At 66.6% G+C, this 26,548-nt stretch carries 26 protein-coding genes; 15 read left to right on the top strand and 11 right to left on the bottom strand.

The features are described 5' to 3' along the window. Positions 1–27: 27 nt before the first annotated feature. The 4 genes from CAL26_RS18000 to CAL26_RS17985 form a co-directional block, all read right to left on the bottom strand. Positions 28–630 carry a HupE/UreJ family protein gene (locus tag CAL26_RS18000; RefSeq protein WP_094848179.1) on the bottom strand — a complete coding sequence of 201 codons (603 nt, stop codon included), beginning with the start codon at positions 628–630 and terminating at the stop codon, positions 28–30. Between the two features lie 65 nt (positions 631–695). After that, a complete protein-coding gene (gene ureA / locus CAL26_RS17995; RefSeq protein ID WP_086065947.1) occupies positions 696–998 on the bottom strand; it encodes an urease subunit gamma in 303 nt (100 codons plus the stop codon). Positions 999–1,017: 19 nt separating this feature from the next. Then, entirely contained in the window at positions 1,018–1,890 is an 873-nt protein-coding gene (locus CAL26_RS17990; RefSeq protein WP_094848178.1) for an urease accessory protein UreD, read from the bottom strand. Between the two features lie 249 nt (positions 1,891–2,139). After that, positions 2,140–2,823, bottom strand: a complete 684-nt coding sequence (locus CAL26_RS17985; protein ID WP_444876512.1) for an LOG family protein — start codon at positions 2,821–2,823, stop codon at positions 2,140–2,142. Here CAL26_RS17985 and polA point away from each other — a divergent pair. Both polA and CAL26_RS17975 read left to right on the top strand, forming a co-directional pair. After that, on the top strand, positions 2,822–5,539 hold the full coding sequence (gene polA / locus CAL26_RS17980) for a DNA polymerase I (RefSeq protein WP_094848177.1): 2,718 nt from the start codon (positions 2,822–2,824) through the stop codon (positions 5,537–5,539). The genes CAL26_RS17985 and polA overlap by 2 nt on opposite strands. Positions 5,540–5,724: 185 nt before the next feature. Further along, a complete protein-coding gene (locus CAL26_RS17975) occupies positions 5,725–6,516 on the top strand; it encodes a dienelactone hydrolase family protein (protein ID WP_094848176.1) in 792 nt (263 codons plus the stop codon). Between the two features lie 62 nt (positions 6,517–6,578). Here CAL26_RS17975 and CAL26_RS17970 read toward each other — a convergent pair whose 3' ends face one another. After that, the gene (locus tag CAL26_RS17970) at positions 6,579–8,240 is read right to left on the bottom strand and encodes a Na/Pi cotransporter family protein (RefSeq protein ID WP_094848175.1); all 1,662 of its coding nucleotides are present in this window, start codon (positions 8,238–8,240) and stop codon (positions 6,579–6,581) included. A 218-nt stretch (positions 8,241–8,458) separates the two neighbouring features. Between CAL26_RS17970 and CAL26_RS17965 the strand changes: the two genes are divergently transcribed. Beyond that, a complete protein-coding gene (locus CAL26_RS17965) occupies positions 8,459–9,850 on the top strand; it encodes an L-serine ammonia-lyase (RefSeq protein WP_094848174.1) in 1,392 nt (463 codons plus the stop codon). Between the two features lie 63 nt (positions 9,851–9,913). Here the strand turns inward: CAL26_RS17965 and htpX are convergent, their stop codons facing one another. Then, complete coding sequence (gene htpX / locus CAL26_RS17960; protein WP_094848173.1) at positions 9,914–10,792, bottom strand: protease HtpX; 879 nt, start codon at positions 10,790–10,792, stop codon at positions 9,914–9,916. 191 nt (positions 10,793–10,983) lie between these two features. Between htpX and CAL26_RS17955 the strand changes: the two genes are divergently transcribed. Both CAL26_RS17955 and CAL26_RS17950 read left to right on the top strand, forming a co-directional pair. Beyond that, positions 10,984–11,865, top strand: a complete 882-nt coding sequence (locus CAL26_RS17955; protein ID WP_094848172.1) for a DMT family transporter — start codon at positions 10,984–10,986, stop codon at positions 11,863–11,865. Continuing rightward, positions 11,862–12,713: a sulfurtransferase gene (locus CAL26_RS17950; RefSeq protein ID WP_094848171.1), complete on the top strand. Its 852-nt coding sequence runs from the start codon at positions 11,862–11,864 to the stop codon at positions 12,711–12,713. Before CAL26_RS17955 ends, CAL26_RS17950 begins: the two co-directional genes overlap by 4 nt. Before the next feature lie 57 nt (positions 12,714–12,770). Here CAL26_RS17950 and CAL26_RS17945 read toward each other — a convergent pair whose 3' ends face one another. The 3 genes from CAL26_RS17945 to CAL26_RS17935 all read right to left on the bottom strand — a co-directional run bounded on the left by CAL26_RS17945 (position 12,771) and on the right by CAL26_RS17935 (position 15,424). Further along, complete coding sequence (locus tag CAL26_RS17945; RefSeq protein WP_094848170.1) at positions 12,771–13,745, bottom strand: zinc-dependent alcohol dehydrogenase family protein; 975 nt, start codon at positions 13,743–13,745, stop codon at positions 12,771–12,773. An 85-nt stretch (positions 13,746–13,830) separates the two neighbouring features. Then, a complete protein-coding gene (locus tag CAL26_RS17940; protein ID WP_094848169.1) occupies positions 13,831–14,133 on the bottom strand; it encodes an ArsR/SmtB family transcription factor in 303 nt (100 codons plus the stop codon). Positions 14,134–14,269: 136 nt separating this feature from the next. Beyond that, complete coding sequence (locus CAL26_RS17935) at positions 14,270–15,424, bottom strand: aromatic ring-hydroxylating oxygenase subunit alpha (protein ID WP_094848168.1); 1,155 nt, start codon at positions 15,422–15,424, stop codon at positions 14,270–14,272. Positions 15,425–15,707: 283 nt separating this feature from the next. Between CAL26_RS17935 and CAL26_RS17930 the strand changes: the two genes are divergently transcribed. From CAL26_RS17930 to CAL26_RS17885, 10 genes are all read left to right on the top strand, one after another. Further along, positions 15,708–15,989 (top strand): exodeoxyribonuclease VII small subunit, encoded by a 282-nt coding sequence (locus CAL26_RS17930; protein ID WP_094849946.1) that lies wholly within the window; start codon positions 15,708–15,710, stop codon positions 15,987–15,989. Continuing rightward, on the top strand, positions 15,986–16,897 hold the full coding sequence (locus tag CAL26_RS17925; RefSeq protein ID WP_094848167.1) for a polyprenyl synthetase family protein: 912 nt from the start codon (positions 15,986–15,988) through the stop codon (positions 16,895–16,897). The genes CAL26_RS17930 and CAL26_RS17925 overlap by 4 nt, the downstream gene beginning before the upstream one ends. A 45-nt stretch (positions 16,898–16,942) precedes the next feature. Further along, on the top strand, positions 16,943–18,832 hold the full coding sequence (gene dxs, locus CAL26_RS17920) for a 1-deoxy-D-xylulose-5-phosphate synthase (protein WP_094848166.1): 1,890 nt from the start codon (positions 16,943–16,945) through the stop codon (positions 18,830–18,832). Between the two features lie 107 nt (positions 18,833–18,939). Continuing rightward, positions 18,940–19,755, top strand: a complete 816-nt coding sequence (folE2, locus tag CAL26_RS17915) for a GTP cyclohydrolase FolE2 (protein WP_094848165.1) — start codon at positions 18,940–18,942, stop codon at positions 19,753–19,755. 266 nt (positions 19,756–20,021) lie between these two features. Beyond that, positions 20,022–20,396: a 30S ribosomal protein S6 gene (rpsF, locus tag CAL26_RS17910; protein ID WP_094848164.1), complete on the top strand. Its 375-nt coding sequence runs from the start codon at positions 20,022–20,024 to the stop codon at positions 20,394–20,396. Positions 20,397–20,461: 65 nt separating this feature from the next. After that, entirely contained in the window at positions 20,462–20,779 is a 318-nt protein-coding gene (gene priB, locus CAL26_RS17905; protein ID WP_094848163.1) for a primosomal replication protein N, read from the top strand. Positions 20,780–20,895: 116 nt separating this feature from the next. Beyond that, the gene (gene rpsR, locus CAL26_RS17900; RefSeq protein WP_066352664.1) at positions 20,896–21,168 is read left to right on the top strand and encodes a 30S ribosomal protein S18; all 273 of its coding nucleotides are present in this window, start codon (positions 20,896–20,898) and stop codon (positions 21,166–21,168) included. 13 nt (positions 21,169–21,181) lie between these two features. After that, the gene (rplI, locus tag CAL26_RS17895) at positions 21,182–21,637 is read left to right on the top strand and encodes a 50S ribosomal protein L9 (protein ID WP_086065930.1); all 456 of its coding nucleotides are present in this window, start codon (positions 21,182–21,184) and stop codon (positions 21,635–21,637) included. A gap of 104 nt (positions 21,638–21,741) precedes the next feature. Then, positions 21,742–22,563 (top strand): hypothetical protein, encoded by an 822-nt coding sequence (locus CAL26_RS17890; protein ID WP_094848162.1) that lies wholly within the window; start codon positions 21,742–21,744, stop codon positions 22,561–22,563. After that, positions 22,560–23,948 (top strand): replicative DNA helicase, encoded by a 1,389-nt coding sequence (locus tag CAL26_RS17885; protein WP_094848161.1) that lies wholly within the window; start codon positions 22,560–22,562, stop codon positions 23,946–23,948. Before CAL26_RS17890 ends, CAL26_RS17885 begins: the two co-directional genes overlap by 4 nt. Before the next feature lie 6 nt (positions 23,949–23,954). Here CAL26_RS17885 and CAL26_RS17880 read toward each other — a convergent pair whose 3' ends face one another. Beyond that, positions 23,955–25,388, bottom strand: coding sequence for a 3-deoxy-D-manno-octulosonic acid transferase (locus CAL26_RS17880; protein ID WP_094848160.1), 1,434 nt, complete (start codon positions 25,386–25,388; stop codon positions 23,955–23,957). A gap of 135 nt (positions 25,389–25,523) precedes the next feature. Next, positions 25,524–26,522, bottom strand: coding sequence for a bile acid:sodium symporter family protein (locus CAL26_RS17875; protein ID WP_094848159.1), 999 nt, complete (start codon positions 26,520–26,522; stop codon positions 25,524–25,526). Positions 26,523–26,548: the final 26 nt, after the last annotated feature.

Below are 26,548 nucleotides of genomic sequence, written 5' to 3'. Positions count from 1 at the left end.
CTTGGATCAAGCGTGGATCAGCGTGGTTCAGGCGGCCAGCAGCACGACGCCGTACAGCGCCACGCCCAGACCCGCAATGCGCGGCAGCCACGCATGCGCGCGGCGCAGCGCCATTCCCGCGCCGATGCCGGCGCAATGCAGCCCTATCGTGGCGGCCATGAAGCCGGCGATATAAGCGGCCGCGCTGGCCGTCTCGGGCAGTTCGTAGCCATGGGCATGACCGTGGAAGAATGCGAACAGCGCGGCGATGGCGGCGCCTGCCCATTCCGGCAGCCGGGCGCGCGCCGCCACCAGCAGGCCGAGGACCAGCAGCGACGCGGCGATCATCGGTTCCACCGCGGGCATGGGCACGCGCGCCAGGCCGAACAGGGCGCCCAGCAGTAGCACCGCCGCGAAGGACAGCGGCGCGACCCAGACGCGGCGCGCCGTCATGGCGCTCCACAGGCCGACCGCGATCATGGCGCACAAGTGGTCCGCGCCGCTCAAGGGGTGCAGCATGCCGGCCATGGCGCTGGACGCCATGCCGGCCGCCTCGGCGATATGCTCCTGCAAGGGATGGGCGCTGGCGGCCCCGGCCAGCAGCAGGGCGGGCCATGCGGCGATCGCCGCGATGCGTGACGGTTGGTTCATCTCTTTGTGTTCTCCATCGGCTATGGGTGGCGGCGCGGCCATCGGCAGGCCGGCGCGCGGGTCGCTCAGACTATGGGGTTGTGCACCGTGACGAGTTTGGTGCCATCGGGAAAGGTCGCCTCGATCTGTACGTCCGGAATCATTTCGGGCACGCCTTCCATGACGTCTTCGCGGGTCAGCAGGGTGGTGCCGTAATCCATCAGTTCGGCCACGGTGCGGCCATCGCGCGCGCCTTCCATCAGCGCGGCGCTGATATAGGCGACGGCTTCCGGGTAGTTCAGCTTCAGGCCGCGCGCCTTGCGCCTTTCGGCCAGCAGGGCGGCGGTGAATATCAGCAGCTTGTCTTTTTCGCGGGGCGTCAGCTTCATGGCGAGTCCAGGGGATATGTCAGGTGGCCCAGAGGCGCAGGGGGCGGCCGGGCACGCCGTGCACCAGGGGCCGCAGGCGCAGCCAGAGGGCGGCGAACAGATGGCGCAACGGTTCGATGTGCGTGGCCACGGCGCGTACGAGCAGCACGCCGGGCATGGGGCTGGTGGCGCCCGCGCGCAGGCCGCTGTCGAAGGGCAGGTCGGGCGCCAGCGCTTCCGCCAGGGTGGCGTCGCAGGCGCCGCCCACGGCCCACAGCGTGCCATAGGCGGGCATGCCGGCCAGGCCCTGCGGGGCCGCGCGCAGGGCAGCCCGCGCCGTAAGGCGCTGGCGTTCCGTCCACAGCAGGCGGCCGGCGCCGTCCAGCAGCCGGAAGTCGTTGCGCACCTGGCCGGCGGACCAGGTCTCGCCCGACGCCTGCCGGCCCAGCAGCGCGGCGTCCCAGCCCAGCGCGCTGGCGCCGGCGCCGACGCTGACGTCCATGCGCTGGTGCGCCTGGCTATGGTCGAAGTAGATGTTCTCCAGGGGCAACCAGTCCAGGCGCGCGCCGTCGGCGACGCGGATGGTCAGTTCCTGCCGCGAGGGATGGGCGGGGTGTGCCTTGTACCACTTGGTCGCGCCGGGCGTGGTGATGACCGCGTGCGCATCGGCGTCCAGTTCGATGTCCAGGCGCAGCGTGTCGCCGCTGGCCAGGCCGCCCGGCGGGTGCAGCAGCGTCAGGTGGCAGATGGCGGCGTCGGGCTCGGGATAGAGCGGTTTCTGGACGGTCAGCGGACCGACGTGCCGGCGCCGGGCCAGCACGGTGCGGTCGTGGCGGCGCGCCAGCCCCAGGCCCAGGGTCGCCAGCCAGCCCCCCGCGTGCGGGGCCTCCACGATGGGGCTGAGAGCGTCCATGTCAGGGCGTATATCGGATGGCAAGACGGGTTCCAGGGCGCTGGCGTCCTGGACGTGATCGCAGGCGCCAGTGGCAATCGCGCAACAGAATGCAAAACCCGTGCCATATCAATCGCCGCGCGGGGCCGCCGCCCTGGCTACAAATGCACCAATTTGATGCATAAATGTGCACTATATTGCGGCATTTGTGCACCAAGGTATCTCAACTCGCGTCGCGGACGCCATTCTTCGGTGCGGCGCGGGGCGCGCCTACGCCGGCAGGGAAGGGGCGTACTGCTCCGGCGACAGGTAGCGGGCGTGGAAGTCGACGATGCGGCTGACGACGATCTGCGGGTCGTCCTCGACGATGAACAGCTCCAGGTCGTGGGCGCCTATCATGCCATTGCCGAGCACGGTCTTGGCCATCCAGTCGACCATGCCCTGCCAATAGTCCTTGCCCATCAGCACGATGGGGGCGGGCGGCACCTTGCCTGTCTGCACCAGGGTCAGCGCTTCGAACAGCTCGTCCAACGTGCCGAAACCGCCGGGCAGCGCGACGTAGGCGAAGCTGTGCATGAAGAACGTGGCCTTGCGCGCATAGAAATACTCGAACATCAAACTGATGGTCTGGTAGGCATTATTGTTCGCTTCGTGCGGAAGGACGATATTCAGGCCGACGCTGGTGCCGCCGGTCTCGAATGCGCCTTTATTGGCCGCTTCCATGATGCCGGGCCCGCCGCCTGCGATCACGGCGAAGCCGGCCTGGGCCAGGGCCGCCGCCAATGCCTCCGCTTGTTTGTAGTACGGCGATTCGCGACTGATGCGCGCGCTGCCGAACACGCTGACGGCCGGACCCAGCTCGCGCAGCGCGTCAGCCGCGGTCAGTATCTCTGACATAATCACCGGTATTTGTCTGCCGGCGGGAGTCTCCCTGCCATCTTCCTTTTTGACCATGAATAAAACCCTGTTGCTGGTTGACGGTTCTAGCTATTTGTACCGCGCCTATCATGCCATGCCTGACTTGCGGAACGCGCAGGGGGAGCCGACGGGGGCGTTGTACGGCGTCGTCAATATGCTTCGTAAACTGAAACAGGATTACGACGCGCAATATGCCGCTTGCATTTTCGATGCCCGTGGCAAGACCTTCCGTGACGACCTGTATCCCGATTACAAGTCGCACCGTCCGCCCATGCCCGAGGATCTCGCGGTCCAGATCGAGCCCATACACAACGTGGTGCGTGCGCTGGGTTGGCCGGTGTTCGCCATCGAAGGCGTGGAAGCCGACGACGTCATCGGCACGCTGGCGCGCATCGCCACCGAACATGGCATCAGCACCATTGTGTCGACCGGCGACAAGGACCTGGCCCAGTTGGTGGATGACCACGTCACGCTGGTCAACACCATGACCGGCGAAACCCTGGATCCCGCCGGCGTGGTCAAGAAGTTCGGCGTGCCGCCCGAGCGCATCGTCGATTACCTGATGCTGATCGGCGACGCGGTGGACAACGTGCCGGGTGTCGACAAGGTCGGCCCGAAGACGGCCGTCAAATGGCTGTCCGAGTACGGTTCGGTCGACAAGCTGCTGGAAGCGGCCGACGGCATCAAGGGCGTCGCCGGCAACAACCTGCGCCTGGCCGCGACGAATTTCCCGCTGACGCGCAAGCTGCTGTCCGTGCGGCGCGATTGCGACCTGAGCGGCACCATGTCCGGACCGGAAGCGCTGGTGGCGCAGGAAGAGGACAAGGAAGCGCTGCTGGAGCTCTACGAGCGCTATGGTTTCCGGACCTGGCTGCGCGAAGTCAGCGGCGAAACCGAACGCGTGCCGACGGGCGATTCGCGCGTCGCGCCCGAACGTCCCGCCGCGCCCGAACAGGTGGATTACCAGATCATTACGGACTGGGCCGCCTTCGATGCATGGATGGAAAAGCTGCGCGCCGCGCCGCTGGCCGCCTTCGACACCGAAACCACGTCGCTGGACGAAATGCAGGCGCGCCTGGTGGGAATGTCGTTCTCGATCGAGCCCGGCATCGCCTGCTATATCCCGGTCGCGCATCGCGGGCCCGAAGCCGGCGACCAGTTGCCCAAGGACGAAGTGCTGGCGCGGCTGCGCGCGTGGCTGGAAGACCCCGCCGTGCCCAAGCTGCTGCACAACGCCAAGTACGACGCCCACGTGCTGCGCAACGAAGGCATACGGCTGGCGGGCATCGCCGAAGACACGATGCTGCAGGCGTATGTGCTGGAGTCCCACCGCAGCGTCAGCCTGGCGGAGCTGGCGCAGCGGTGGCTGGGCCGCAGCGGCATCACCTACGAACAATTGTGCGGCAAGGGCGCCAGCCAGATCTGCTTCGATGAAGTCCCGGTGGAGCGGGCCGGCCACTATGCCGCCGAAGACGCCGACTTCACGATCCAGATGCATCATCTGCTGCGTCCGCGCGTCAGCGCCGATGCCGGCCTCGAGCATATCTACAAGCTGGAGCTGCAGGTCTCCGAGGTCCTGACGGAAATCGAACGCACGGGTGTGCGCGTCGACGCCGACGAGCTGATGCGGCAAAGCACGGCGCTGGGGCAGGAAATGCTGACCCTTGAGCAGCGCGCCTACGAATTGGCCGGCCAACCCTTCAACCTGAATTCCCCCAAGCAGCTGGGCGAGATCCTGTTCGGCCGCATGCAGCTGCCCGTGGTCCGCAAGACGGCCAGCGGCGCGCCGTCCACGGACGAGGAAGTCCTGAGCAAGCTGGCCCAGGACTATCCGCTGCCGCAGGTCCTGCTGGAATACCGCGGCCTGTCCAAGCTGAAGTCCACGTATACCGACAAGCTGCCGCGCATGATCAACCCGGCCACCGGCCGTGTGCACACCCATTACGCGCAGGCCGCGGTCATCACCGGGCGGCTGGCATCTTCCGAACCGAACCTGCAGAACATTCCGGTCCGCACGCCGGCGGGCCGCCGCGTGCGGGAAGCCTTCATCGCCGAGCGCGGCGTGCTGATGTCGGCCGATTACTCGCAGATCGAGCTGCGCATCATGGCGCACGTGTCGGACGACGAAAACCTGCAGCGGGCGTTCGCCGCGGGCGAGGACATCCACCGGGCCACCGCGTCCGAAGTCTTCGGCGTTCCGCTGGAGGCGGTCGCGGGGGAACAGCGGCGTGCCGCCAAGGCCATCAATTTCGGCCTGATCTATGGCATGGGCGTGTTCGGCCTGGCGTCCAACCTGGGCATCACGCGTGACGCGGCGCAGGCGTACATCGATCGTTATTTCGCGCGTTATCCAGGCGTGGCGCAATACATGGAATCGACGCGCGTGCTGGCGCGCGAGCAGGGCTACGTGGAAACGGTCTTCGGCCGGCGGCTGTGGCTGCCGGAGATCCGCGGCGGCTCGGGACCGCGCCGGCAGGCCGCCGAACGCGCCGCCATCAATGCGCCCATGCAGGGCACCGCGGCGGACCTGATCAAGAAGGCCATGGTGGCCGTGCAGGAATGGATCGCGCGCGAAGGCCTGCTGTCGCGCATGATCATGCAGGTGCATGACGAACTGGTGCTGGAAGTACCCGACCAGGAAGTCGACCAGGTGCGCGCCGAACTGCCCGGCCTGATGTGCAACGTGGCGCAGCTGCGCGTGCCGCTGGTGGCCGAAGTGGGCGTCGGCAAGAACTGGGAACAGGCGCACTAGCACGTGCCAGGCCTCAGGGTCCCGCCATGTGGGGGCCGGCGGGCTTGTACCCGCCCGCGGGTCCCGGAATGCGGGTGCCAGCACGCATTAAGGCAATGCGCGGCATAATCGTCGGGACGGCGCCTGGGCGGCGCGCCCCGCCGTGACGCACCATGTGCCCAACCCCAAAGCCAGAGGATACCGCCATGAGTTTTTCGCCCGCCGCGGGTGCCGTGCAGAGCACCGCGATCCACACCAGCCCGCAAGGCCTGACGCACGGCCTGATCGACCTGCCCGTCAAGGACGGCACGATTCCCGCCTACTACGCCGTGCCGGAGGGCAAGACCGATGTGCCCATCATCTGCGTCGTGCAGGAAATCTTCGGCATCCATGAACACATCCAGGACGTCTGCCGGCGGCTGGCCAAGGAAGGCTATTTCGCCATCGCGGTCAACCTGTACGAACGCCAGGGCGATGCGTCCACCTACACCGACATCCCCAAGCTGATCCAGGACATCGTTTCCAAGGTGCCGGACGAACAGGTCATGGCCGACCTGGACGCCAGCGTGGCCTGGGCCGCGCAGCAGGGCGGCGACGCCGAACGCGTGGGCATCACCGGCTTCTGCTGGGGCGGCCGCATCACCTGGATGTACACGGCCTACAGTCCCAAGGTGAAGGCCGGCGTGGCCTGGTACGGCAAGCTCACGCAGGGCCACGGCCCGCTGATCAAGCGCAACGCGGTCGACGTCACCAAGGAGCTGCACGGCCCGGTGCTGGGCCTGTATGGCGCCAAGGACACCAGCATTCCGCTGGAAGACGTGGAAACCATGAAGCAGCGGCTGGCCGAAGGCAATGACAACGCCAAGGCGTCCAGGTTCGTGGTCTACCCCGATTCAGGACACGCCTTCCTGGCCGACTATCGGCCCAGCTACAACGAGCAGGATGCGCAGGATGGCTGGCAGAGAATGCGCGACTGGTTCGCGCAGTATCTGAAGTAAGCGCTGCAGCCAGTCTGGAGCAAGGCTGGAGCACGCGCGCGCCGGCCGCCGGCGCGTCCACTTCAGTTCGACGATTCGCGCAGGCGGCTGGGCAGCAGTTCGCCTTCCTTGGCCAGGACGGGATAGGCGGCGGCGCCGACCAGATAGGAATTCACGCCTTTCACGTCGCGCAGGATATCCAGGTACAGCTGGCCGATTTCGGCTTGTTCGACCTGGCCTGATTTGATCTTCTGCAGATGCGCTTCCGCCGCCTGGGCTTCCAGCGCGCGGAAGCTTTCCTTTTCGCCGGCCAGGGCGCGGGCCTGGCGCAGGTCGGCGTTGACGAACAGCGCCGCGGTGCGCCGTTCGTTGTTCAACAGCTGTCCCAGCGATTCGTCCAATTGCTCGCTTTGGTCCGGCGCCAGCTTCCAGCCCTGCTTGCGCAGGCGCGTGGCATGGTTCAACAGGCCGCTGTACACGATGTCGGCGGCATGGCCGACATTGCTCGCGAAGGCCACGATTTCTTCCATGCGCTGGACGTCTTCCTTGGTCATGCTTTCGCGATCCAGCGTCGCCAGGTACAGCGTGATCGCCGTTTCCAGCTTGTCCATGGCGGCGTCCAGCTGCTTGGCCTGGGGCAGGCGGTGCCGGTTGTCGCGCTTGTAGCCGGCCCGCGCGAGCACCAGCAGCGTCTGCAGCATATCGGCCATGCGCAGGGCCTCGCGCGACGCGTTGCCCAGCGCCACCGCCGGAATATCGTGCGCCGATTCGTCCAGGTACTGCGGGCGGGCGGGATCGTCCGGATCGATGCGCTTGGGCAGCCAGCGCGTCAGCAGGGCCGCGTACGGCACCAGCAGCGGCAGGAAGATCAGCGCGACGATCCCGTTGAACAGCGTATGGAAATTGGCCACGGCGCGCGCCGGGTCGTCCGTCAGGGCATTCATCCAGGCGCCGACCCAGGGCAGCAGGATCAGGCCGACGATCACGCCGGCCACGCGGGTCAGCATGTTGCCCAGCGGCAGGCGGCGCGCCGCCGGATCATCGCCCGTCACGCCTTCGATCATCGGATTGACGGCCGTGCCCAGGTTGGCGCCCAGCACCATGGCATAGGCGGCTTCCGGGCTGACCAGGTGATGGGAAGCCATGGACATGAGCAGCACCACCACCGCGACGCTGGAATGCGCCGCCCAGGTCAGCGCGGCGGCCACCAGCATGGCGGCCACGGGCTGGCTGGCCAGGGCCTGCAGCAGGACGCGCAGCAGCGGCGCGGTCTGGAAAGGCGCGAACAGATCCACCAGCGAATGCAGCGAGATCAGCAGCAACCCCAGGCCGATGAAGACGCGCCCCAGGTCGCGCGTGCGGCCGGGCGGATAGCGGCGGAACATCCACACGCCGAACAGGATCAGGATGGGCGCCAGCGACGTCAGGTCGAAGGACAGCAGCTGGACGATCAGCGTGGTGCCCACGTTGGCGCCCAGCATGGCCGACAGCGCCGGCACCAGGCCCACTACGCCGCCGGCCGCGAAGCCGGTGATCATCAGGCCCGTGGCCGTGCTGCTTTGCAGGGCGGCGGTAATGCCCAGGCCGGCCGCGAACGCGCGCAGGCGCGTGCCCAGCGCGCGGCCCAGCACCGCGCCCAGGGCCGCGCCGAAAGCCCGCTGCACGCCTGTCTGGACCATATGGACGCCCCACAGGAGCAGGGCCACATAGCCAGCAAAATCGAGCAGGGTAAGGATTCCGGACATACGTCTGCGCAGGGAAGGAATGGTTGAATGACCGGCTGGGCAGCACGGGCCAGCCCCAATGATCGCATGGTTCCACGCCTGGGGGACGCGGGCGTTGAAAACGTTCTCATTCGGCGTGGCGCCCGGCGGGTGGCGGCGCGGGGATGCGGGTGGCGCCGCCAGCTATCATAGCGACGTGCCGGGACACGGGTTTCCGGACAGATGCTTGCGGAGCCATCGTGGCGGTTTCTGTTTTCGATTTGTTCAAGATCGGTATCGGTCCATCGAGTTCGCATACGGTGGGCCCCATGCGCGCCGCGCTGTTGTTCGTGCAGGGCCTGCAGCGCGACGGCCTGCTGCCCGCCGTCGCGGCGGTGCGCGCCGAACTCTACGGATCGCTGGGCGCCACCGGCAAGGGCCACGGCACCGACAAGGGCGTGCTGCTGGGCCTGATGGGCGAAGCCCCGGACACCGTGGATCCCACGGCCATCGCCGGCATGCTGCAGGCGGTGCGCGCCAGCCGCGAGCTGCCGCTGCTGGGCACGCACCGCGTGCCCTTCATCGAAAAAGAACATCTGCTGTTCTATCGCCGCGAAGCCATGGCGGAACACCCCAACGGGATGAAATTCCATGCGTTCGATGCCGCCGGCAACGCCTTGCGCGAAGCACGCTACCTGTCGGTGGGCGGTGGTTTCGTCGTGACGGCCGGGGCGCCGAACGCCCAGGTCATCGCGGCGCACGACCAACTGCCTTATCCCTTCCGCACTGGCCGGCAGCTCGTCGAGATGACGGCCGAATCCGGCCTGAGCATCGCCCAGCTGATGATGCGCAATGAACTGGCGTGGCGCGGCGAAGACGACGTACGGGCGGGCCTGGATCGCATCTGGGACGTCATGCAGCATTGCGTGGCGCGCGGCTGCGGCATCGACAACCCCGGCGCGGATGGCGAACTGCCCGGACCCTTGAAGGTGCGCCGCCGCGCGCCGGATCTCTATCGCAGCCTGACCCAGCGCGCCGAGCGCACGCTATCCGACCCGCTGTCGGTCATGGACTGGGTGAACCTGTACGCGATCGCGGTCAACGAGGAAAACGCCGCCGGTGGCCGGGTCGTCACCGCGCCGACCAACGGCGCGGCCGGCATCATCCCGGCCGTGCTGCATTACTACGATCGCTTCGTGCCCGGCGCCACGCGCGCGGGCATCCATGATTTCCTGCTCACCGCCGCGGCCATCGGGCTGCTCTACAAATTCAATGCGTCGATCTCCGGCGCCGAAGTCGGCTGCCAGGGCGAAGTCGGCGTCGCCTGCTCCATGGCGGCCGGGGGCCTGGCCGCGGTCCTGGGCGGCAGCGTGTCGCAGGTCGAGAACGCCGCGGAAATCGGCATGGAACACAACCTGGGCCTGACCTGCGATCCGGTGGGCGGACTGGTGCAGATTCCCTGTATCGAGCGCAACGCGATGGCGTCGATCAAGGCGGTGAACGCGGCGCGGATGGCCCTGCGCGGCGATGGCCAGCACTACGTTTCGCTGGATTCGGTCATCAAGACCATGCGGGAAACGGGCGCCGATATGAAGATCAAGTACAAGGAAACGGCGCGCGGCGGCCTGGCGGTGAATATCGTCGAATGCTAGGCCATCCGGCCAGCCCCCGTGGACGGGAACTGGCCGGGGTTGCCGATCGCGCCGTGGCCGGAATTACAGCGGCACGCGCTGCAGCGCGGCGATGCGTTGCTGGATGGGCGGGTGCGTGGCGAACATCGCGCTGATGGCGCCGCCGCCGGTGATGCCGGACGCCTCGAAGGTCTTGGGCAGCGCGCCCGCTTCCAGGCCGCCCAGCCGCGCCAGGGCGCGGATCATGGGATCGCGTGAACTGAGCAGGTGCGCCGAACCCGCGTCGGCCCGATACTCGCGCTGGCGCGAGAACCACGCGACGATGATGGACGCCAGGATGCCGAACAGGATTTCACAGACGATCACGGTCACGAAATAGCCCGGCCCGGTGCCGCGTTCGTTGCGGAACACCGCCTTGTCGATGAAGTAGCCGACCACGCGGGCCAGGAACACCACGAAGGTATTGACCACGCCCTGGATCAGGGTCAGCGTGACCATGTCGCCATTGGCGATGTGGGCGACTTCGTGGCCCAGGACGGCGGTGACTTCTTCTTCGGTCATGCTTTCCAGCAGGCCCGTGCTGACGGCCACCAGCGAGTCGTTCTTGAACGCGCCCGTGGCGAATGCGTTCGGCGCGCCTTCGTAGATCGCGACTTCGGGCCGGCCGATGCCGGCGCGGTCAGCCAATTGGTGGACGGTCTCCAGCAGCCAGGCTTCGTTCTGGCTGCGCGGCGCGTTCGGGTCGATCACGTGGGCGCCCGTGCTCCACTTGGCCATGGTCTTGCTCATCAGCAGCGAAATGATGGCGCCGGTAAAGCCCACCACCACCGAGAACACCAGCAGGGCATTGATGTTCAGCCCATTGGCCGTCAGGAAGCGGTCGACCCCCAGGATGCGAAGCGTGGCCGACAGAACCACCATGACGGCCAGGTTGGTCAGCACGAATAGAACGATACGTTTCATGGTTTTTTATGATCCCTTTGCGAGCGATGTAGCTTTGACGGCCCCGTGGCGTCCAGGTTCCGCGGCGCGCGAGCATACCGCGGCCGGACCGGGGCCGCGCGGCATCACGGCGGCGCGGAACAAGCCGGCGCCGAGGCCACGGCGGAGTATAGTATCGCTTCCTTGTCACCTGACGGTCCCGGTTCCCTTCCATGCAGGCTCTCTGGATGCTGCTGGCGTCTTTCATGTTCGCCATCATGGGGTCCTGCGTGAAGCTGGCCACCGAGCACGAAGCCTCCCTGTCGCAGGTCGTGCTGTTTCGTGGCCTGCCGTCGGTCGTCCTGCTGCTCGCCTGGGCCCGGGCAGGGCGCCATTCCATCCTCCCCACGCGCTGGAAGCCCCACCTGTGGCGCAACCTGGCCGGCGTCAGCTCCATGTGGCTGGGTTTCTTCGCGCTGGCGCACCTGCCGCTGGCCACCGCCATCAGCCTGTCGTATACCTCGCCGCTGTTCATCGCCGCCTGGATGCTGGGCTGGGGCGGGGCGCAGCGGGACATGGTGCGCATACTGTCGGTGGCGCTCGGTTTTCTCGGCGTGATCGCCGTCCTGCGCCCCAGCATCGGGCAGGACCAATGGCTGGCGGCGCTGCTGGGCCTGACGGCGGGCGGCACGTCCGCCGTGGCCATGATGCAGATCCGCGAACTGGGCCGCATCGGCGAGCCCGAATGGCGCACCGTGCTGTTCTTCTCCTGCGGGGTGTGCATCACCAGTGTCGTCGGTCTCAGTGCCGAGGGCTGGGGCGACGCCGATCTGCAGGGCTATATCGCCTTGACGGGCATCGGCCTGTCGGGCCTGTTCGGGCAACTGGCGGTGACGCGCGCTTTCGGGCTCGGGTCGGCCTTGTTGACGGCCGCGTTGCAGTACACCACCATCATCTTCGCCGCCGTCCTGGGCATGGCGTTCTGGCAGGAAAATCTGGACGACATTGCCTGGATCGGCATGGGTTTGATCATTGCCGCCGGGCTGTTGTCGATATGGCGGACGATGCGCGAGTCGCGGGCCATGGCCGCGGCCATACGGGAGAAAAAAGCATGACCTCGACCCACCTGATGTCCGTTTCCGAACTGGCGGGCCGCCTGGACGACGCCGACGTGCGTGTCTTCGACGTGCGGCACGACCTGGGCGATTTCTCGGCGGGGCGCCGCCAGTTCGAGGCGTCGCACATCGCCGGCGCGCGTTTCCTGGACAACGAAAAGGACCTGGCCGGCGAGCATACCGGCCGCAACGGCCGCCATCCCTTGCCGGACCCCGGCGCGCTGGCCGGGCTGATGGCTGCCCATGGCGTGGGACCGCGGACCCTGGTGGTGGCCTACGACGCCAGCGGGGGCCAGTATGCGGCGCACCTGTGGTGGCTGCTGCGCTGGATCGGCCACGACCGCGCGGCCGTGCTGGACGGCGGCTGGCAGGCCTGGAACGCTGCCGGCCTGCCGGTGGAAAGCGGCGCGGCGCCTGCTCCGGCTGCCGCGGCCACCGCGACGGCGCGCGCGTCGCTGGTCGACGCCGTGGACGCCGACGCCGTGCTGGCGAACCTGCGCGAGCCGTCGTTTACCGTGGTGGATGCGCGCGCGGCGCCGCGCTATCGCGGCGAAGTCGAGCCCATCGATCCGGAAGCCGGGCGCATTCCCGGCGCGCTGAATCGTCCTTACACAGACAATCTGGACGCCGATGGCCGCTTCAAGTCGCCCGCGCGGCTGCGCCAGGAATTCCTGGCCGTGCTGGGCGATCGGGCGCCGTCGTCCATCGTCCACCAGTGCGGTTCGGGGATCACCGCGTCGGCCAATCTGTTCGCGATGGAAGTCGCCGGATTGCCCGGCTCGCGCCTGTATCCGGGCTCCTGGAGCGAGTGGATCAGCGACCCGTCCCGGCCGCGGGAAAAGGGCTGATCCCACGACTTGCTGGATGGCTCGCCGGATGGCTTGCCGGTCGGCTTGCCGAATGGCTCAGGGGACAAGGCCAGGGTCGATCGCGATCGCGATCTTCCCTTGCAGGCCGTTGTTCGCGCTCTCCAGCCGCGCATGGGCGAGCGGAATATCGGCAAGTGCATAAACCGCGCCTACGTGCGGCCGCAGCTGGCCGCGTTCCACCAAAGTACTCAGTTCATCGAGCTTGCCGCGGTTCTGTCTCGTGAAGACGAAGTGATAACTCGCGTTCCTGGCCCAGGCCTGAATGAGATTCTGTGGCTGCGCGATGTCGACGATCGAGACGACGCGGCCCAGCTGCGCCAGCGCGTCCGCGCTGCGGGCCAAGGTGTTGCCGCCGATGGTGTCGAAGATGACATCGACGCCGCGGCCCGCCGTCTCGCGCATGACGGCGTCGACATAATCCTCGTTTTCGTAGTCGATCATCACGTCAGCCCCCAGGCTTCGGGCGAACTCGACGTTCGCCTGGCGTACGGTCGTGAGCACCCTTGCTCCCACGGCTTTCGCGACCTGGATCGCCACATGGCCGACGCCTCCCGCGCCGCCGTGGATCAGGATGGTCTCGCCCACTCTCAGCGCCGCGCGTCCGATCAGCGCCTCCCACGCCGTTCCGCCCACCAGGGTCAGGCTTGCCGCCTCCAGATGGCTCAGCGAAGCCGGCTTCTTCCCGACGATGTTCGCGGCCGCGACGTGGTACTCGGCATAACTTCCCGGCCCGTCGAATATCTGCGGGGTGTACCAGACTTCGTCGCCGGGGGACAAGGTCGTCACGCCCGGCCCGACTGCTTCGACCACGCCCGATATGTCGTGCCCGGTGATGGCGGGCAGCCGCACCAGATCGGGATAGTCGCCCCTTCGCACCTGGTAATCCAATGGGTTGATGGAACTGGCATGTACGCGGACCAGGACCTGGCCCGCCTGCGGCGCCGGCTTGGGCACGTCGCGGAGTTCGAACGATTCCGGTCCGCCAAATGATGTGAGTACGATCGCTTGCATTGCTGTCCTCGTTTCTGGAAAAAGGGATATCGAGAATTATCGATATATTGGGGTAGAAAAAGGATGAAAAAAGTCCGCTCGACGATTACAGCTCTTTCCCTATGGCGTCGGCGAGCGCACGGATGGCTGCTTCGTTCCGCTTGTAGTACGTCCACTGACCGATGCGCCGGACTTCCACCAGCCCCGCACGTTGCAGCGTGGCAAGATAATCGGACACCGTGGATTGCGACAGGCCGACGCCTTCCTGGATACTGCTGACACAGACTCCCACCGTATCGACGTCACCTTCGTCCTGCGGAGGAAAGTTCTTCGCCGGATCTTTCAGCCCTTGCAGGATGGAAAGGCGTGTACGGTTGGAGAGGGCTTTGAATGCTTCGAGCAAATCCATGGCGCGATCATATCGGAATTTTCCGATATGTCAATACGGGGGCTGCCGCCATGGCGCAGGGCCGCGCTCCAGGTCGAGCGAAAAACCGAGCGAAAAAAAAACGCCGGGGAGCCCTGGCGTTTTCCATGTTCCTGCATCACGGATGCGGATCCGTTTCCGCCATGATGCGCCGATACCATTCGTGGAAATGCTGCATGCCGTCTTCCATCGGCGATTGATAGGGACCGGCTTCGGATATGCCGCGCTCCATCAAGGCCTTGCGGCCCGCATCCATCCGTTCGGCGATCTCGTCGTCTTCCACCGCGGTTTCCATATAGGCGGCTTGTTGCGCCTCGACGAATTCGCGTTCGAAGGCGACGATTTCTTCCGGGTAGTAGAACTCCACCACGTTCAGCGTGTCCTGCGGCCCGCGCGGGTGCAGCGTGGACAGCACCAGTACGTGCGGATAGACCTCGATCATGTGGGTCGGGAAGTAGGTTGCCCAGACCGCGCCGAAATCGGGGGCCGCCCCTTGCCGGAAGTCCAGCACGCGGTCATGCCAGGCGCGATAGACGTCCGATCCCGGATGGGCCAGCGCCTGGTGCACGCCGACGCGCTGCACGCTGTGCCAGGAACCGAATTCCCAGGCCAGGTCGTCGCAGGTGACGAAACGCCCCAGGCCGGGATGGAAGGGCCCGACGTGGTAGTCCTCCAGGTAGACCTCGATGAAGGTTTTCCAGTTGTAGTTGCATTGGTGGATCTGCACGCGATCGAGCACGTAGTCGCCGAAATCGAATTCGGGACGCCCGAACAGCCCGCCGATGTCCTGCAGCGGATCGCGCGGGCCTTCGAACAGCAGGCCATGGCAATCGCGCAGGCGAAAACGGTCCAGCCGGGCGCAGGGCGTACTGTCGAACTGAGGCGCGCCCAGCAGCTCGCCCTGGGCGCTATAGGTCCAGCGATGGAGAGGGCAGACGATGTTGCCCCCGGTCGCCCGCAGATTGCCCGCCGTATCGGCGCCCGTGACATTGCCCGCCACGCCGCCAAGCATCAGGGCCTGGCGGTGGCGGCAGACATTTGAGATAAGTTCTATACCCTGCGGTGTGTGGACAAGAGCGCGTCCGCCTTTTTCCTGGACCAGCGTACGCCAATCGCCAACTTCGGGAACCATTTTGCGATGGCCGACGTACAGCGCGGATTGCTGGAAAATGATTTCCTGCTCGCGCTGCAAACGGGCTTCGTCAAAATAGGCGCTGACGGGTAGCTGGGTGCGAGCTGGCACGAATTGCGCCATCCGACCAATGTCGGTCATGATTCCCTCCGCTCGGATAAAAAAGCCAGGACGGCACGAATCCGTTCTGGCGCGAAGAAAAATCGGGCTGGCCGATCGAAATTTGAATAAGCATTGTACCCCAGCCGCTACAAGCGTGCCCGCGCGCCGTTTGGATGAAAGCCTGCCCTTCCATATTTCATGACTTATTGCGTGGCGGCGTGTCTCCGACCCCTCGGTTCCCGATCTCGTACAATTCCATGATTATTCACGGCAGTTTTATTCGGAGACACGCTTGGCCCCCACGCAAGCCGATCCGCACGATATTCCTTCCACCACGACCGGACGGGCCGCGACAGGCAACGCCGCGTCCGCCTTGCCCCAGGACTTCGAAACCGCCCTGGCGCAACTCGAATCCCTGGTCGCGGCCATGGAGGACGGTTCCCTTCCGCTGGAAGAGTCGCTCGCGGCCTATCGGCGCGGCGTGGAGCTGACGCGCATCTGCCAGGAAAGGCTGGCTCAGGCGGAACAGCAGGTCCGCGTGCTGGAAGGCGACCTGCTGCGTCCGCTCGATCCGGGCGCCCTGGATGACGAATCGAACGGATGAAGTACTCCCATCTCGCTTTCCAGGAATGGCTGGCCGGCCGCGCCGACCACATCGAACGGACGCTGGACGAATTGCTGCCGCCGGCCGACGCCGTGCCCGCGCGCCTGCATGACGCGATGCGCTATGCGGTGCTCGGGGGCGGCAAGCGGGTGCGCGCGGCGCTGGTGTATGCCGCCGGTCAGGCCTGCCCGATCAGCGGCCATGTCATGGCCGTCGAAGCCTCGCTGGACCGCGCCGCGGCGGCCGTCGAGTTGATCCACGCCTACTCGCTGGTGCACGACGACCTGCCTTGCATGGACGACGATACGCTGCGCCGCGGCCGTCCGACGACCCACGTGCAGTACGACGAAGCCACGGCCATGCTGGTCGGCGATGCCTTGCAGCCCCTGGCCTTCGAATTGCTGGCGGAAATGCCGATCGCGCCCGCGCTGGTGGTGCAGGCGACGCGGGCGCTGGCGCGCGCGTCCGGCAGCATGGGCATGGCGGGCGGGCAGGCGATCGACCTGGAAAGCGTGGGGCGGCAGTTGGATCGCGAAGCGCTGCAGACCATGCATGGCATGAAGACGGGCGCCATGCTGGCGGTCAGCGTGGCCCTGGGCGGTATCGTGTCGGGCGCCAGCTCCAGCGCGCGGCAGGCCCTGGATGACTACGCGCAGGCGATCGGCCTGGCTTTCCAGGTGGTGGACGATATTCTGGACGTGACGGCGGACTCGGCCAGACTGGGCAAGACGGCGGGCAAGGATGCCGCCGACAACAAGCCGACCTATGTTTCGCTGATGGGCCTGGAGCAGGCGCGCGCTTTCGCGCAGGACCTGCGCGAGGCCGCCCTGCAGGCCCTGGTGCCGTTGGGCGAAGGGCGTGCCCGGCTGGCGGAACTGGCCGATTTCATCGTATTGCGGGACCGTTGAGGCGCCTGGCGGCGCGCGCGGTCCACGACCTTGGTTGCGAAAAGCATGACCACTGAATTCCTGGAAGCCATCGATAGCCCGGCGGACCTGCGGCGGCTGGACCGGCGCTCGCTGAAGAAGCTGGCCGATGAGCTGCGCGCCTTCATCCTGACGTCGGTGTCCCGCACCGGCGGCCATCTGTCGTCCAACCTGGGTACGGTCGAGCTCACGCTGGCCCTGCACTACATATTCGATACGCCGCATGACCGCATCGTCTGGGACGTCGGCCATCAATCCTATCCGCACAAGATCCTGACGGGCCGCCGCGAAGGCATGGCCAAGCTGCGCCAGGCGGACGGCATTTCGGGATTTCCGCGCCGCTGCGAATCGGAGTACGACGCCTTCGGCACGGCGCATTCATCGACGTCCATCTCGGCGGCCCTGGGCATGGCCGTGGCGTCGCGCAATGCGGGCATCGCGCGCCAGCACATCGCCGTGATCGGCGACGGCGCCATGTCGGCCGGCATGGCCTTCGAAGCCATGAACAATGCCGGCGTCACGCCGGGCATCAACCTGCTGGTGATCCTGAACGACAACGACATGTCGATCTCGCCGCCGGTGGGGGCCTTGAATCGCTACCTGGCCAGGTTGATGTCGGGCCGCTTCTATGCGGCTGCCAAGAACGTCGGCAAGGCGGTGCTGCAGCACGTGCCGCCGGTGCTCGAACTGGCGCGCCGCTTCGAGGAACATGCCAAGGGCATGGTGACGCCCGCCACGCTGTTCGAGGAATTCGGCTTCAACTATGTCGGCCCCATCGATGGCCACGACCTGGACGCGCTGCTGCCGACGCTGCAGAACCTGAAGGCCTTGCAGGGCCTGCAGTTCCTGCACGTGGTGACGCGCAAGGGGCAGGGCTACAAACTGGCCGAGGCCGACCCCGTGCTTTATCACGGCCCGGGCAAGTTCGATCTGGAAGTCGGCATCGTGCCGGCCAAGGCGCCGTCCAAGCTGACCTTCACGCAGGTCTTCGGGCAATGGCTGTGCGATATGGCCGACCAGGATGAAAAGCTGGTCGGCATCACGCCGGCGATGCGCGAAGGCAGCGGGCTGGTGGAATTCGAGCGGCGTTTTCCGTCGCGCTATTTCGACGTCGGTATCGCCGAACAGCACGCCGTCACGTTCGCCGCCGGCCTGGCATGCGAGCGGCAGAAGCCGGTGGTGGCGATCTATTCGACCTTCCTGCAGCGCGGCTACGATCAACTGATCCACGACGTGGCGCTGCAGAACCTGGACGTGACCTTCGCGCTGGACCGCGCCGGCCTGGTGGGCGCCGATGGCGCCACGCACGCCGGCAATTACGACATCGCCTACCTGCGCTGCATACCGAACATGGTCGTGGCCACGCCTTCCGACGAGGCCGAGGCGCGCCTGCTGCTGACCACCTGTTACCGCCATGCGGGCCCGGCGTCCGTGCGCTATCCGCGCGGCGGCGGCCGCGGCGCCGCCGTTCCGGCGACGCTGGACGACGTGCCGCTGGGCAAGGGCGTGGTGCGCCGGAACGGCGCGACCATCGCCTTCCTGTGTTTCGGCACGCTGCTGCCCGCGGTGGAGAAAGCCGCCGAAGCGCTGGGCGCCACGGTGGCGGACATGCGCTTCGTCAAGCCGCTGGACGAGGCGCTGGTGCACGAACTGGCCAGTGGCCACGACGCGCTGGTGACGGTGGAAGAGGGCGCCATCATGGGCGGGGCCGGCAGCGCGGTATGCGAAGCCTTGAATGGCGCCGGGATCAACCTGCCGGTGCTGCAGCTGGGATTGCCGGATCGCTTCATCGATCATGGCGAGCAGCATGCCTTGCTGGCCGGCGTCGGGCTGGATGCCCCCGGCATCGAGGCCGCGGTGCGCGCGCGTTTCGGCGACCTGCTGGCGCGGCCCCTGGCCAAGGTGAACCGGGGCTGAGTAGGGAAAAGGGTTTTCCCGGGCGCCAGGGTTGGGTTGGGCGATAATGCAGGTCCATCGACATTTTGGACGGCGCTCAGGCAGACCGTTTGTCACAGGCCAGATCTATGAATTCCCCGATCGATTCCGCCCTCATCATGCCGGACGTGCAGAGTTCGGCCGATACGCGGCACATCCCCATCCAGCGGGTGGGCATACGTGGCGTGCGCCATCCGATGCTGGTCCAGGCCGCCGATGGCGGCGCCATGGCCACGGTGGCCAACTGGACGCTGACGGTGGCCCTGCCGGCGGAGGAAAAGGGCACGCACATGTCCCGCTTCGTGGCGCTGCTGGAAAAATACCGCAGCACCCCGATGACGCCGGCGTCCTTCCGCGCCATGGCGCGTGAAATGTTGCCGCTGCTGCATGCCGAGCGTGGCGACATCACGGCGGCGTTTCCCTATTTCATCAACAAGTCGGCGCCGGTGTCCGGGGTCCAGAGCCTGATGGACTACGAGATCCAGTGGGTCGCGCGGGCCGCCGGGGAGCAGGTCGAGTTCGAACTGATCGTGCAGGTGCCGCTGACCAGCCTGTGCCCCTGTTCCAAGGCGATCTCGGAATACGGCGCGCACAACCAGCGCTCCCACGTGACGGTGGCCGCCCGCATCGGCGACGACGTCGGCGTGGAGGAAATCATCCGCCTGATCGAGGATGAAGGTTCCTGCGAAGTCTGGGGCCTGCTCAAGCGCCCGGACGAAAAATTCGTCACCGAGCGCGCCTACGACAATCCCAAGTTCGTCGAGGACCTGGTCCGCGACGTGGCGGCGCGGCTGTCGGTGCGCACCGGCGTCGGCGCCTACCGGGTCGAGGCCGAAAATTTCGAATCCATCCACAACCACTCCGCGTATGCGGTCGTGGAAGGGACGGGGCCGGCGGCCCTCTGAGGCCCCTGAGGCCTCCTCAGGTCCTCTTAGGCGCCCTGAGCGGTCCCGCGGCCGGCCACGGCCACGGCCGTTGCACGGGCGCGACGCGCCCGTGTGAACTTGCGCAATCGTCGGATTCGGGCGATAATCGACGGCTTTCCTGCTCGACCGTCCGTGTTTTCGGGCGGCGGGCTGTCCCCCGGCTTATCCCAGGTTTGTTCTCTTCGGGATTGGATTCACCAGGATTCTGGTGATCCGCGCCGGGACATCCACCAGGAGTTTTACCCATGCGTCACTACGAAGTAGTGTTCATTGTCCATCCCGACCAGAGCGAGCAAGTGCCTGCCATGGTCGAACGCTACCAGTCGCTGGTCACCGGCCAGGGCGGCAGCGTGCATCGCCTGGAAGACTGGGGCCGCCGCCAACTGGCCTACCCGATCCAGAAGCTGGTCAAGGCCCACTATGTGTGCCTGAACATCGAATGCAGCCAGTCCACGCTGGACGAGCTGGAGCATTCCTTCCGCTACAACGACGCTGTCCTGCGCCACCTGGTCATCAAGACCAAGAAGGCCCAGACCGGCGCCTCGATCATGATGAAGTCGGTCGAGCGTGAAGAAGCCCGCAAGGCGTCCGCGGAAGCGGCTGCCACTCCGGCTGAGTAAACCGCTCGAACGGCATAGACGGCAGGCCTGGCGGCCCGCCATACCGGCAACCCGGCCGGCAAGCGATGAATGAAACGGCATTAAGCGCGCAGGTACTCGAAAGGGAACCGTTGCGCCACACCCCGGCCGGCATCCCCGTGCTGGAAATGCTGCTGGAACATGCGTCGGAAGTGATCGAGGCAGGCCATCCGCGCCGCGTCGAACTGACGATACAGGCGGTGGCGTTGGGGGATCTGGCCTTGATGCTGGCCGATGTCCGGCTCGGCGATTCGCTGCGGGTGCAAGGCTTCCTGGCGCCGGTACGCCAGGGGGCGGTCAAGCTGAAGCTGCATCTCCAGCGCGTGACGCGGGGGGCGGCGGGGCAGGATCCGCTGGTGGGTTGATGCCGGGTTGGGTGCCGGGTGGCATAGCGGTCGCGGTACGGGAACGATGGAGCGGTCACCGCTCCGCTCAGGTAAAGATTACGGGTCGATGACCCACACGAATCAAGAGGCACATCATGGCTTTCTTCGGTAAGCGCAAGGAAAAACGCAAATTCACGCAGCAGAACCCGCTGTTCAAGCGCCGCAAGTTCTGCCGCTTCACGGCCGCGGGCGTGGAAGAGATCGACTACAAGGATCTGGACACGCTGCGTGACTTCATCCAGGAAAACGGCAAGATCATTCCGGCTCGCCTGACCGGTACGAAGGCGCACTACCAGCGCCAGCTCGACACCGCCATCAAGCGCGCGCGCTTCCTGGCGCTGTTGCCCTACACCGACAACCACAATTGATCCGGAGATCGCGATGGAAGTGATCCTGCTCGAAAAAGTGCCCGGCAAGGGCAACCTGGGCGATAAAGTCCGCGTTCGCGACGGCTTCGCCCGCAACTGGCTGATCCCGCAGAAGAAGGCCCAGCGTGTCACGCCCAAGGTCCTGGAAGCGTTCGAAGCGCGTCGCGCCGAACTCGAAAAGGTCCAGGCTGAAAAGCTGGCCGCCGCCCAGGGCGTCGCTGACCGCCTGAACGGCCAGCAGATCAAGATCCAGCAGAAGGCCGGCGTCGACGGCCGCCTGTTCGGTTCCGTGACCAGCGCCGACATCACCGCCGCCCTGCACAAGGCTGGCTACGATACGGTGGAAAAGTCCAACGTCCGCCTGCCCGCCGGCCCGCTGAAGGCCATCGGCGAGTATCCCGTGCAAATCGGGCTGCATGCCGACGTGGTGGTGGAAGTCACTGTCGTGGTCGAAGGCGAAATGTCCTGATGGCCGCCGCGACGGCGGCCACGGCTTTTGCCCAGTGACCGCCCTGCGGCAAAAGAGAAGCCGGCTCCGCGCCGGCTTTTTTTATCTCCCTCTACCGAGCCCGCGTGACCTTGCCCGAACACGTATCCCCTCCGCCGGGTCTTCACGACTGGCTGGCGCGCGCCAGGCAGGCGCCGCTGCCGTCGGTGGACGAAGCCACCGTCGACGGTGTCCAGTTCGTGGTCAAGTATCGCCGTCCCAGCGTGCGCGGCATGGTCAGCTACGCCTTGCGCTACACGCGCGCGGCGCTGCTGGCCGCCGGTTGCAAGGTGGTGCTGGGCGAATTCCCCAGCCCTCGTGTGCTTTTGCGAAATGGCGTCGATTACGAGGCAGAACGCCTGCGCCAGCTGCGCGCCGCGGATTGCCGCGTCCCCGACATCTGGTGGCACGAGCCCGGCCTGCTGGTGCTCGAACACGTGGGCATCGACCTGAACGACCTGATACGCCATGGCAGCGATGAGTCCCGCGTGGCGCTCGCCGCCTGGGCCGGCCGCGACCTGGCGGAATTCCACCGGCGGGGCTTCTGCCACGGCGGCGCCCAGATCCGCAACCTGACCGTGCGCGGCGATGAGATGTGGCGCATCGATTTCGAGGAAAACATCGGCGAAGCCCTGTCCCGCCCCTTGGGACAGGCCTACGATCTTTTCCAGATGGTGGCGTCGGTGCTTTCGATGCGCAAGCTGCCCACGGCGATCATGCCGACCCTGGGGCAGGTTATGCTGAAGTCCTACTTTGAAGTCAATCCAGATCCCGAAGTGCGTGCCCGCCTGTTGCGGCTGGGCCGTTTCCTGCGCGGGGTTGCCTGGCCGTTGCGACCGTTGCTGGGAGTGCTGCGGTCGCGCGACGTCCAGGGCTTTTTCCGCGTTGCGGATGCGTTGCGACCATGAATGAACCTTTGAATCCTCAAGCCGCCGATAACACGCTGGACTACCTGCGCGTCCCGCCGCACTCCATCGAGGCGGAGCAATCCGTGCTGGGAGGCCTGTTGCTGGACAATGCGGCGTGGGACCGCATCGCCGACGTATTGATCGAGGAAGATTTCTATCGGCACGACCACCGCCTGGTCTGGCAGCACATCGCCCGCCTGATCGGCCTTGCGCGGCCCGCCGATGTCATCACGGTGCACGAATCGCTGGTCAGTGCCGGCAAGTCCGAAGACGTCGGCGGCATCGCCTATCTGAATTCGCTGGCCCACAATACGCCGTCGGCCGCCAATATCCGTCGCTATGCGGAAATCGTGCGCGAGCGCGCGACGCTGCGCAAGCTGGTGACCATCGCCGACGAGATCTCGTCGGCCGCCTTGAACCCGCAGGGCAAGGAAGCACGCCAGATCCTGGATGAAGCCGAGTCCAAGGTGTTCAAGATCGCCCAGGAAGGCGCGCGCGGCGCCGCCGGCTTCCAGGAAATCCAACCCCTGCTGACGCAGGTGGTGGAGCGCATCGACGAGCTTTATCACCGCGATAACGAATCCGATGTCACCGGCGTGCCCACCGGCTTTACCGACCTGGACAAGATGACGTCCGGCCTGCAGCCCGGCGACCTGGTCATCGTCGCAGGGCGGCCTTCCATGGGCAAGACGTCGTTCTCCATGAACATCGGCGAACACGTCGCCATCGAGCAAGGCTTGCCGGTGGCGGTGTTTTCCATGGAAATGGGCGCGGTGCAGCTGGCGATGCGTATGCTGGGTTCGGTCGGGATGCTGGACCAGCACCGCATGCGTACCGGCAAGCTCATCGCCGAGGACTGGCCGCGCGTCACGCACGCCGTGCAGCTGATGCAGGACGCCCAGGTCTACATCGACGAAACCCCGGCGCTGAGCCCGATGGAAGTGCGCGCGCGGGCACGCCGGCTGGCGCGCCAATGCGGCCAGCTGGGCTTGATCATCATCGACTATATCCAGCTGATGTCCGGCAACGGCAGCGGCGAGAACCGGGCCACCGAAATCTCGGAAATCAGCCGTTCGCTGAAGGGCCTGGCCAAGGAGCTGAACTGCCCCTTGATCGGCCTGTCGCAGTTGAACCGCAGCCTGGAACAGCGGCCCAACAAGCGCCCAGTGATGAGCGATCTGCGGGAATCCGGCGCCATCGAGCAGGACGCGGACGTGATCCTGTTCATCTACCGGGACGAGGTGTACAACCCCGATTCGCCGGACAAGGGCACGGCCGAGATCATCATCGGCAAGCAGCGTAACGGGCCGATCGGCACGGTGCGGCTGACCTTCCAGGGCATGAGCACGCGCTTCCTGAACTTCACTTCCGGGCCGCAGTACTGAGACTGGCTAGATCAGGAACTGCAGGGCCGGGATGCTGTGCGCGACCGCGCCCACCTTGCCGGGCACCAGGCCGCGTTCGACCATCAGTTGCGACACCGCGCCCAGGATGCGCTCGGTCGCACCCTTGTGGGAAGCCACATACGTCCGGCCGGCGGCGATCATGTCGTCGCGGGCCGGGGCGTTATCCAGCAGGGCGATGGCGGTGTTCAATGCGCTGCCGGCGTCCGCGGCACGCAGGGCCGCGCCGCTGGACAGCGCGTCCTGTGTCGCCTGGGAGAAGTTGCCGGCATGCGGCCCGACCACCACGGGGGTGCCGGCCATGCAGGGTTCCATCAGGTTCTGTCCGCCCGCGGCGCTGAAACCGCCCGCGACGACGGCGACGTCGCTGGCGGCATAGTAGGTGAACAATTCGCCCGTGCTGTCGCCCAGCACGATCTGCGTGCCGGCGGGCAAGGGCTGCAACAGGTCGACGGCGCTGCGGCGCACCCAGCGCAGGCCGCTGTGCGCCAGCCGCGTGGCGACGGCGTCGAAACGGCCGGGGTGGCGGGGCACGATGATCAGCAGGGGCGATTCGCTATCCTGGCGAGTTCCGGCTTCGGCTTCGGCTCCGGCACCGGCTGCGGTGGCGCTTCCTGCCGGTCCGGTTCGCCCGGCATCCCCACCATTCCCGAGTTGCCCCGCGTAGGCCTGCAGGAACGCGGCTTCTTCGCCTTCGTGGGTACTGGCGATCACCACCACGCGGCGGCCCCACATGCGGCGCCAGGCCCGGCCCAATGCGATCTGCTCGGCGCAGACCGCCATGTCGACCTTGATGTTGCCGCACACCTGGACGTCGCGGGCGCCGCAGGCCCGCAGCCGCGCCGCGTCCTGTTCCGTCTGCGCCAGCACGCGGTCGAGCCCCGCATAGGCCTCGCGCAACACGCGGCCCACATAGCGGCCGCGGCGCGCCGAGCGTTCCGACAGGCGTGCGCTGGCCAGCACCATGGGGATCCCGCGGGCGTTCGCCTCGTGGACCATGGCGGGCCACATTTCGCGTTCCAGCAGGATCCCGCAGGACGGCGCGACTTCTTCGAGGAATCGGCGGCACGCGCCCGGCGTGTCGTAGGGCAGCCAGGCTTGGCGCAGTTGGCCCGCATCGATCGCGGCGCCGTGGAGGCGGCCGCCTTCGCGCCGGCCGGTCGCCGTGGCATGGGTCAGGACGACGGGCCAGCGGCGCCGGAGCAGTTCCTGCACCAGGGGCTGCGCGGCGCGGGTCTCGCCCAGGCTGACCGCGTGTACCCAGACGGGCGCCACGCCGCTGGTCGGCAGCGCATAGCCGAAGCCGAAGCGCTCCCATAAGGCGGTGCCGTACAAGGGGTCGGATCTGCCCTTCGCCAGCGCGCGGGCGGCAAGGGCAGGCGCGCTGGCGCGCAGAAGACAGGCATAGATGGTGCGGTTCATGCTGGCGGCCCCCGGGGATTGCCCATATCGGATGAGCGGGGTCCAGCATGCACCGCATGCATGTCGGCCGATTTACAGCGGCGTGTCAGCCACTTTACAGCCGTGTGTCCGGATCTTTACAGCGTGGCGCGCGGCTCAGTCGTCGCCATGGCCATGGCCGTCGCCATCGGGGGGACGCTTGGCGAAGCGGCCGGCCAGCATCGCGCAGACCATCAGCTGGATCTGGTGGAACATCATCAGCGGCAGCACGATGGCGCCCACGGCGTGGCCGGCGAACAACACCTGGGCCATGGGGATGCCGCTGGCCAGGCTTTTCTTCGAGCCGCAGAACATCAGCGTAATGCGATCCGGCAGGCTGAAGCCCATGACGCGGCCCGCCACGGCGGTGACCAGCAGCGCCACGGCGAGGATCACCGCGCAGGCGACGATCAGGCCCAGCAGCGCCGGGACGGGGGTGTTGTGCCACAGGCCTTCGTTCACGGCTTCCGAGAACGCCGTGTAGACGACCAGCAGGATGGAGCCCTGGTCGACGATCTTCAGCAGCGACTTGCGCTTGTGCACCCAGGCGCCGATCCAGCGCCGCAGCACCTGGCCCAGCACGAAGGGCAGCAGCAGCTGCAGCATGATCTTGCCGACCGCGTCGAAGGACACCGGGGCATTGCCGGCGTTGACCACCACCAGGCCGACGGCCAGGGGGGTGATGAAGATACCCAGCAGGCTGGACGCCGATGCGCTGCAGACCGCGGCCGGCACGTTGCCGCGCGCCATCGACGTGAAGGCGATGGCCGACTGCACGGTGGCGGGCAGGCAGCACAGGAACATGATGCCCAGGTAGAGCTCGGGCGTGACCAGCGGCATCAGCACCGGCTTGAGCAGCAGGCCGATAAGGGGGAACAGGATGAAGGTGGTCGTGAAGATCAGCCCGTGCAGGCGCCAGTGCGTGATGCCGGCGACGATGGCTTCGCGCGACAGGCGGGCGCCATGCAGGAAGAACAGCAGGCCGACCGCGATATTGGTGATGTTGTTGAAGATCGGCACGCCGCGGCCGTGCGCGGGGAAGAAGCTGGCGAGGACGACGGTGGTGACCAGGAACAGCAGAAAGCGGTCCGGCAAAAAGCGAGTGAAGCGGTTCATGAGCTGCGACGTTGAACGGTCATGCC

This window comes from Bordetella genomosp. 9 (assembly GCF_002261425.1).
Taxonomy (GTDB): domain Bacteria; phylum Pseudomonadota; class Gammaproteobacteria; order Burkholderiales; family Burkholderiaceae_B; genus Bordetella_C.
The sequence above is the reverse complement of the archived record's forward strand: the minus strand, read 5'-3'. Positions and strand labels throughout refer to the sequence as shown.

What these genes read in the sequence shown, in the direction of transcription:
- CAL26_RS18000 (WP_094848179.1), bottom strand. Translation starts at nt 630, where the DNA reads ATGAACCAACCGTCACGCATCGCGGCGATCGCCGCATGGCCCGCCCTG.
- ureA (WP_086065947.1), bottom strand. Translation starts at nt 998, where the DNA reads ATGAAGCTGACGCCCCGCGAAAAAGACAAGCTGCTGATATTCACCGCC.
- CAL26_RS17990 (WP_094848178.1), bottom strand. Translation starts at nt 1,890, where the DNA reads ATGGACGCTCTCAGCCCCATCGTGGAGGCCCCGCACGCGGGGGGCTGG.
- polA (WP_094848177.1), top strand. Translation starts at nt 2,822, where the DNA reads ATGAATAAAACCCTGTTGCTGGTTGACGGTTCTAGCTATTTGTACCGC.
- CAL26_RS17985 (WP_444876512.1), bottom strand. Translation starts at nt 2,823, where the DNA reads ATGGTCAAAAAGGAAGATGGCAGGGAGACTCCCGCCGGCAGACAAATA.
- CAL26_RS17975 (WP_094848176.1), top strand. Translation starts at nt 5,725, where the DNA reads ATGAGTTTTTCGCCCGCCGCGGGTGCCGTGCAGAGCACCGCGATCCAC.
- CAL26_RS17970 (WP_094848175.1), bottom strand. Translation starts at nt 8,240, where the DNA reads ATGTCCGGAATCCTTACCCTGCTCGATTTTGCTGGCTATGTGGCCCTG.
- htpX (WP_094848173.1), bottom strand. Translation starts at nt 10,792, where the DNA reads ATGAAACGTATCGTTCTATTCGTGCTGACCAACCTGGCCGTCATGGTG.
- CAL26_RS17955 (WP_094848172.1), top strand. Translation starts at nt 10,984, where the DNA reads ATGCAGGCTCTCTGGATGCTGCTGGCGTCTTTCATGTTCGCCATCATG.
- CAL26_RS17950 (WP_094848171.1), top strand. Translation starts at nt 11,862, where the DNA reads ATGACCTCGACCCACCTGATGTCCGTTTCCGAACTGGCGGGCCGCCTG.
- CAL26_RS17945 (WP_094848170.1), bottom strand. Translation starts at nt 13,745, where the DNA reads ATGCAAGCGATCGTACTCACATCATTTGGCGGACCGGAATCGTTCGAA.
- CAL26_RS17940 (WP_094848169.1), bottom strand. Translation starts at nt 14,133, where the DNA reads ATGGATTTGCTCGAAGCATTCAAAGCCCTCTCCAACCGTACACGCCTT.
- CAL26_RS17935 (WP_094848168.1), bottom strand. Translation starts at nt 15,424, where the DNA reads ATGACCGACATTGGTCGGATGGCGCAATTCGTGCCAGCTCGCACCCAG.
- CAL26_RS17925 (WP_094848167.1), top strand. Translation starts at nt 15,986, where the DNA reads ATGAAGTACTCCCATCTCGCTTTCCAGGAATGGCTGGCCGGCCGCGCC.
- dxs (WP_094848166.1), top strand. Translation starts at nt 16,943, where the DNA reads ATGACCACTGAATTCCTGGAAGCCATCGATAGCCCGGCGGACCTGCGG.
- folE2 (WP_094848165.1), top strand. Translation starts at nt 18,940, where the DNA reads ATGAATTCCCCGATCGATTCCGCCCTCATCATGCCGGACGTGCAGAGT.
- rpsF (WP_094848164.1), top strand. Translation starts at nt 20,022, where the DNA reads ATGCGTCACTACGAAGTAGTGTTCATTGTCCATCCCGACCAGAGCGAG.
- priB (WP_094848163.1), top strand. Translation starts at nt 20,462, where the DNA reads ATGAATGAAACGGCATTAAGCGCGCAGGTACTCGAAAGGGAACCGTTG.
- rpsR (WP_066352664.1), top strand. Translation starts at nt 20,896, where the DNA reads ATGGCTTTCTTCGGTAAGCGCAAGGAAAAACGCAAATTCACGCAGCAG.
- rplI (WP_086065930.1), top strand. Translation starts at nt 21,182, where the DNA reads ATGGAAGTGATCCTGCTCGAAAAAGTGCCCGGCAAGGGCAACCTGGGC.
- CAL26_RS17885 (WP_094848161.1), top strand. Translation starts at nt 22,560, where the DNA reads ATGAATGAACCTTTGAATCCTCAAGCCGCCGATAACACGCTGGACTAC.
- CAL26_RS17880 (WP_094848160.1), bottom strand. Translation starts at nt 25,388, where the DNA reads ATGAACCGCACCATCTATGCCTGTCTTCTGCGCGCCAGCGCGCCTGCC.
- CAL26_RS17875 (WP_094848159.1), bottom strand. Translation starts at nt 26,522, where the DNA reads ATGAACCGCTTCACTCGCTTTTTGCCGGACCGCTTTCTGCTGTTCCTG.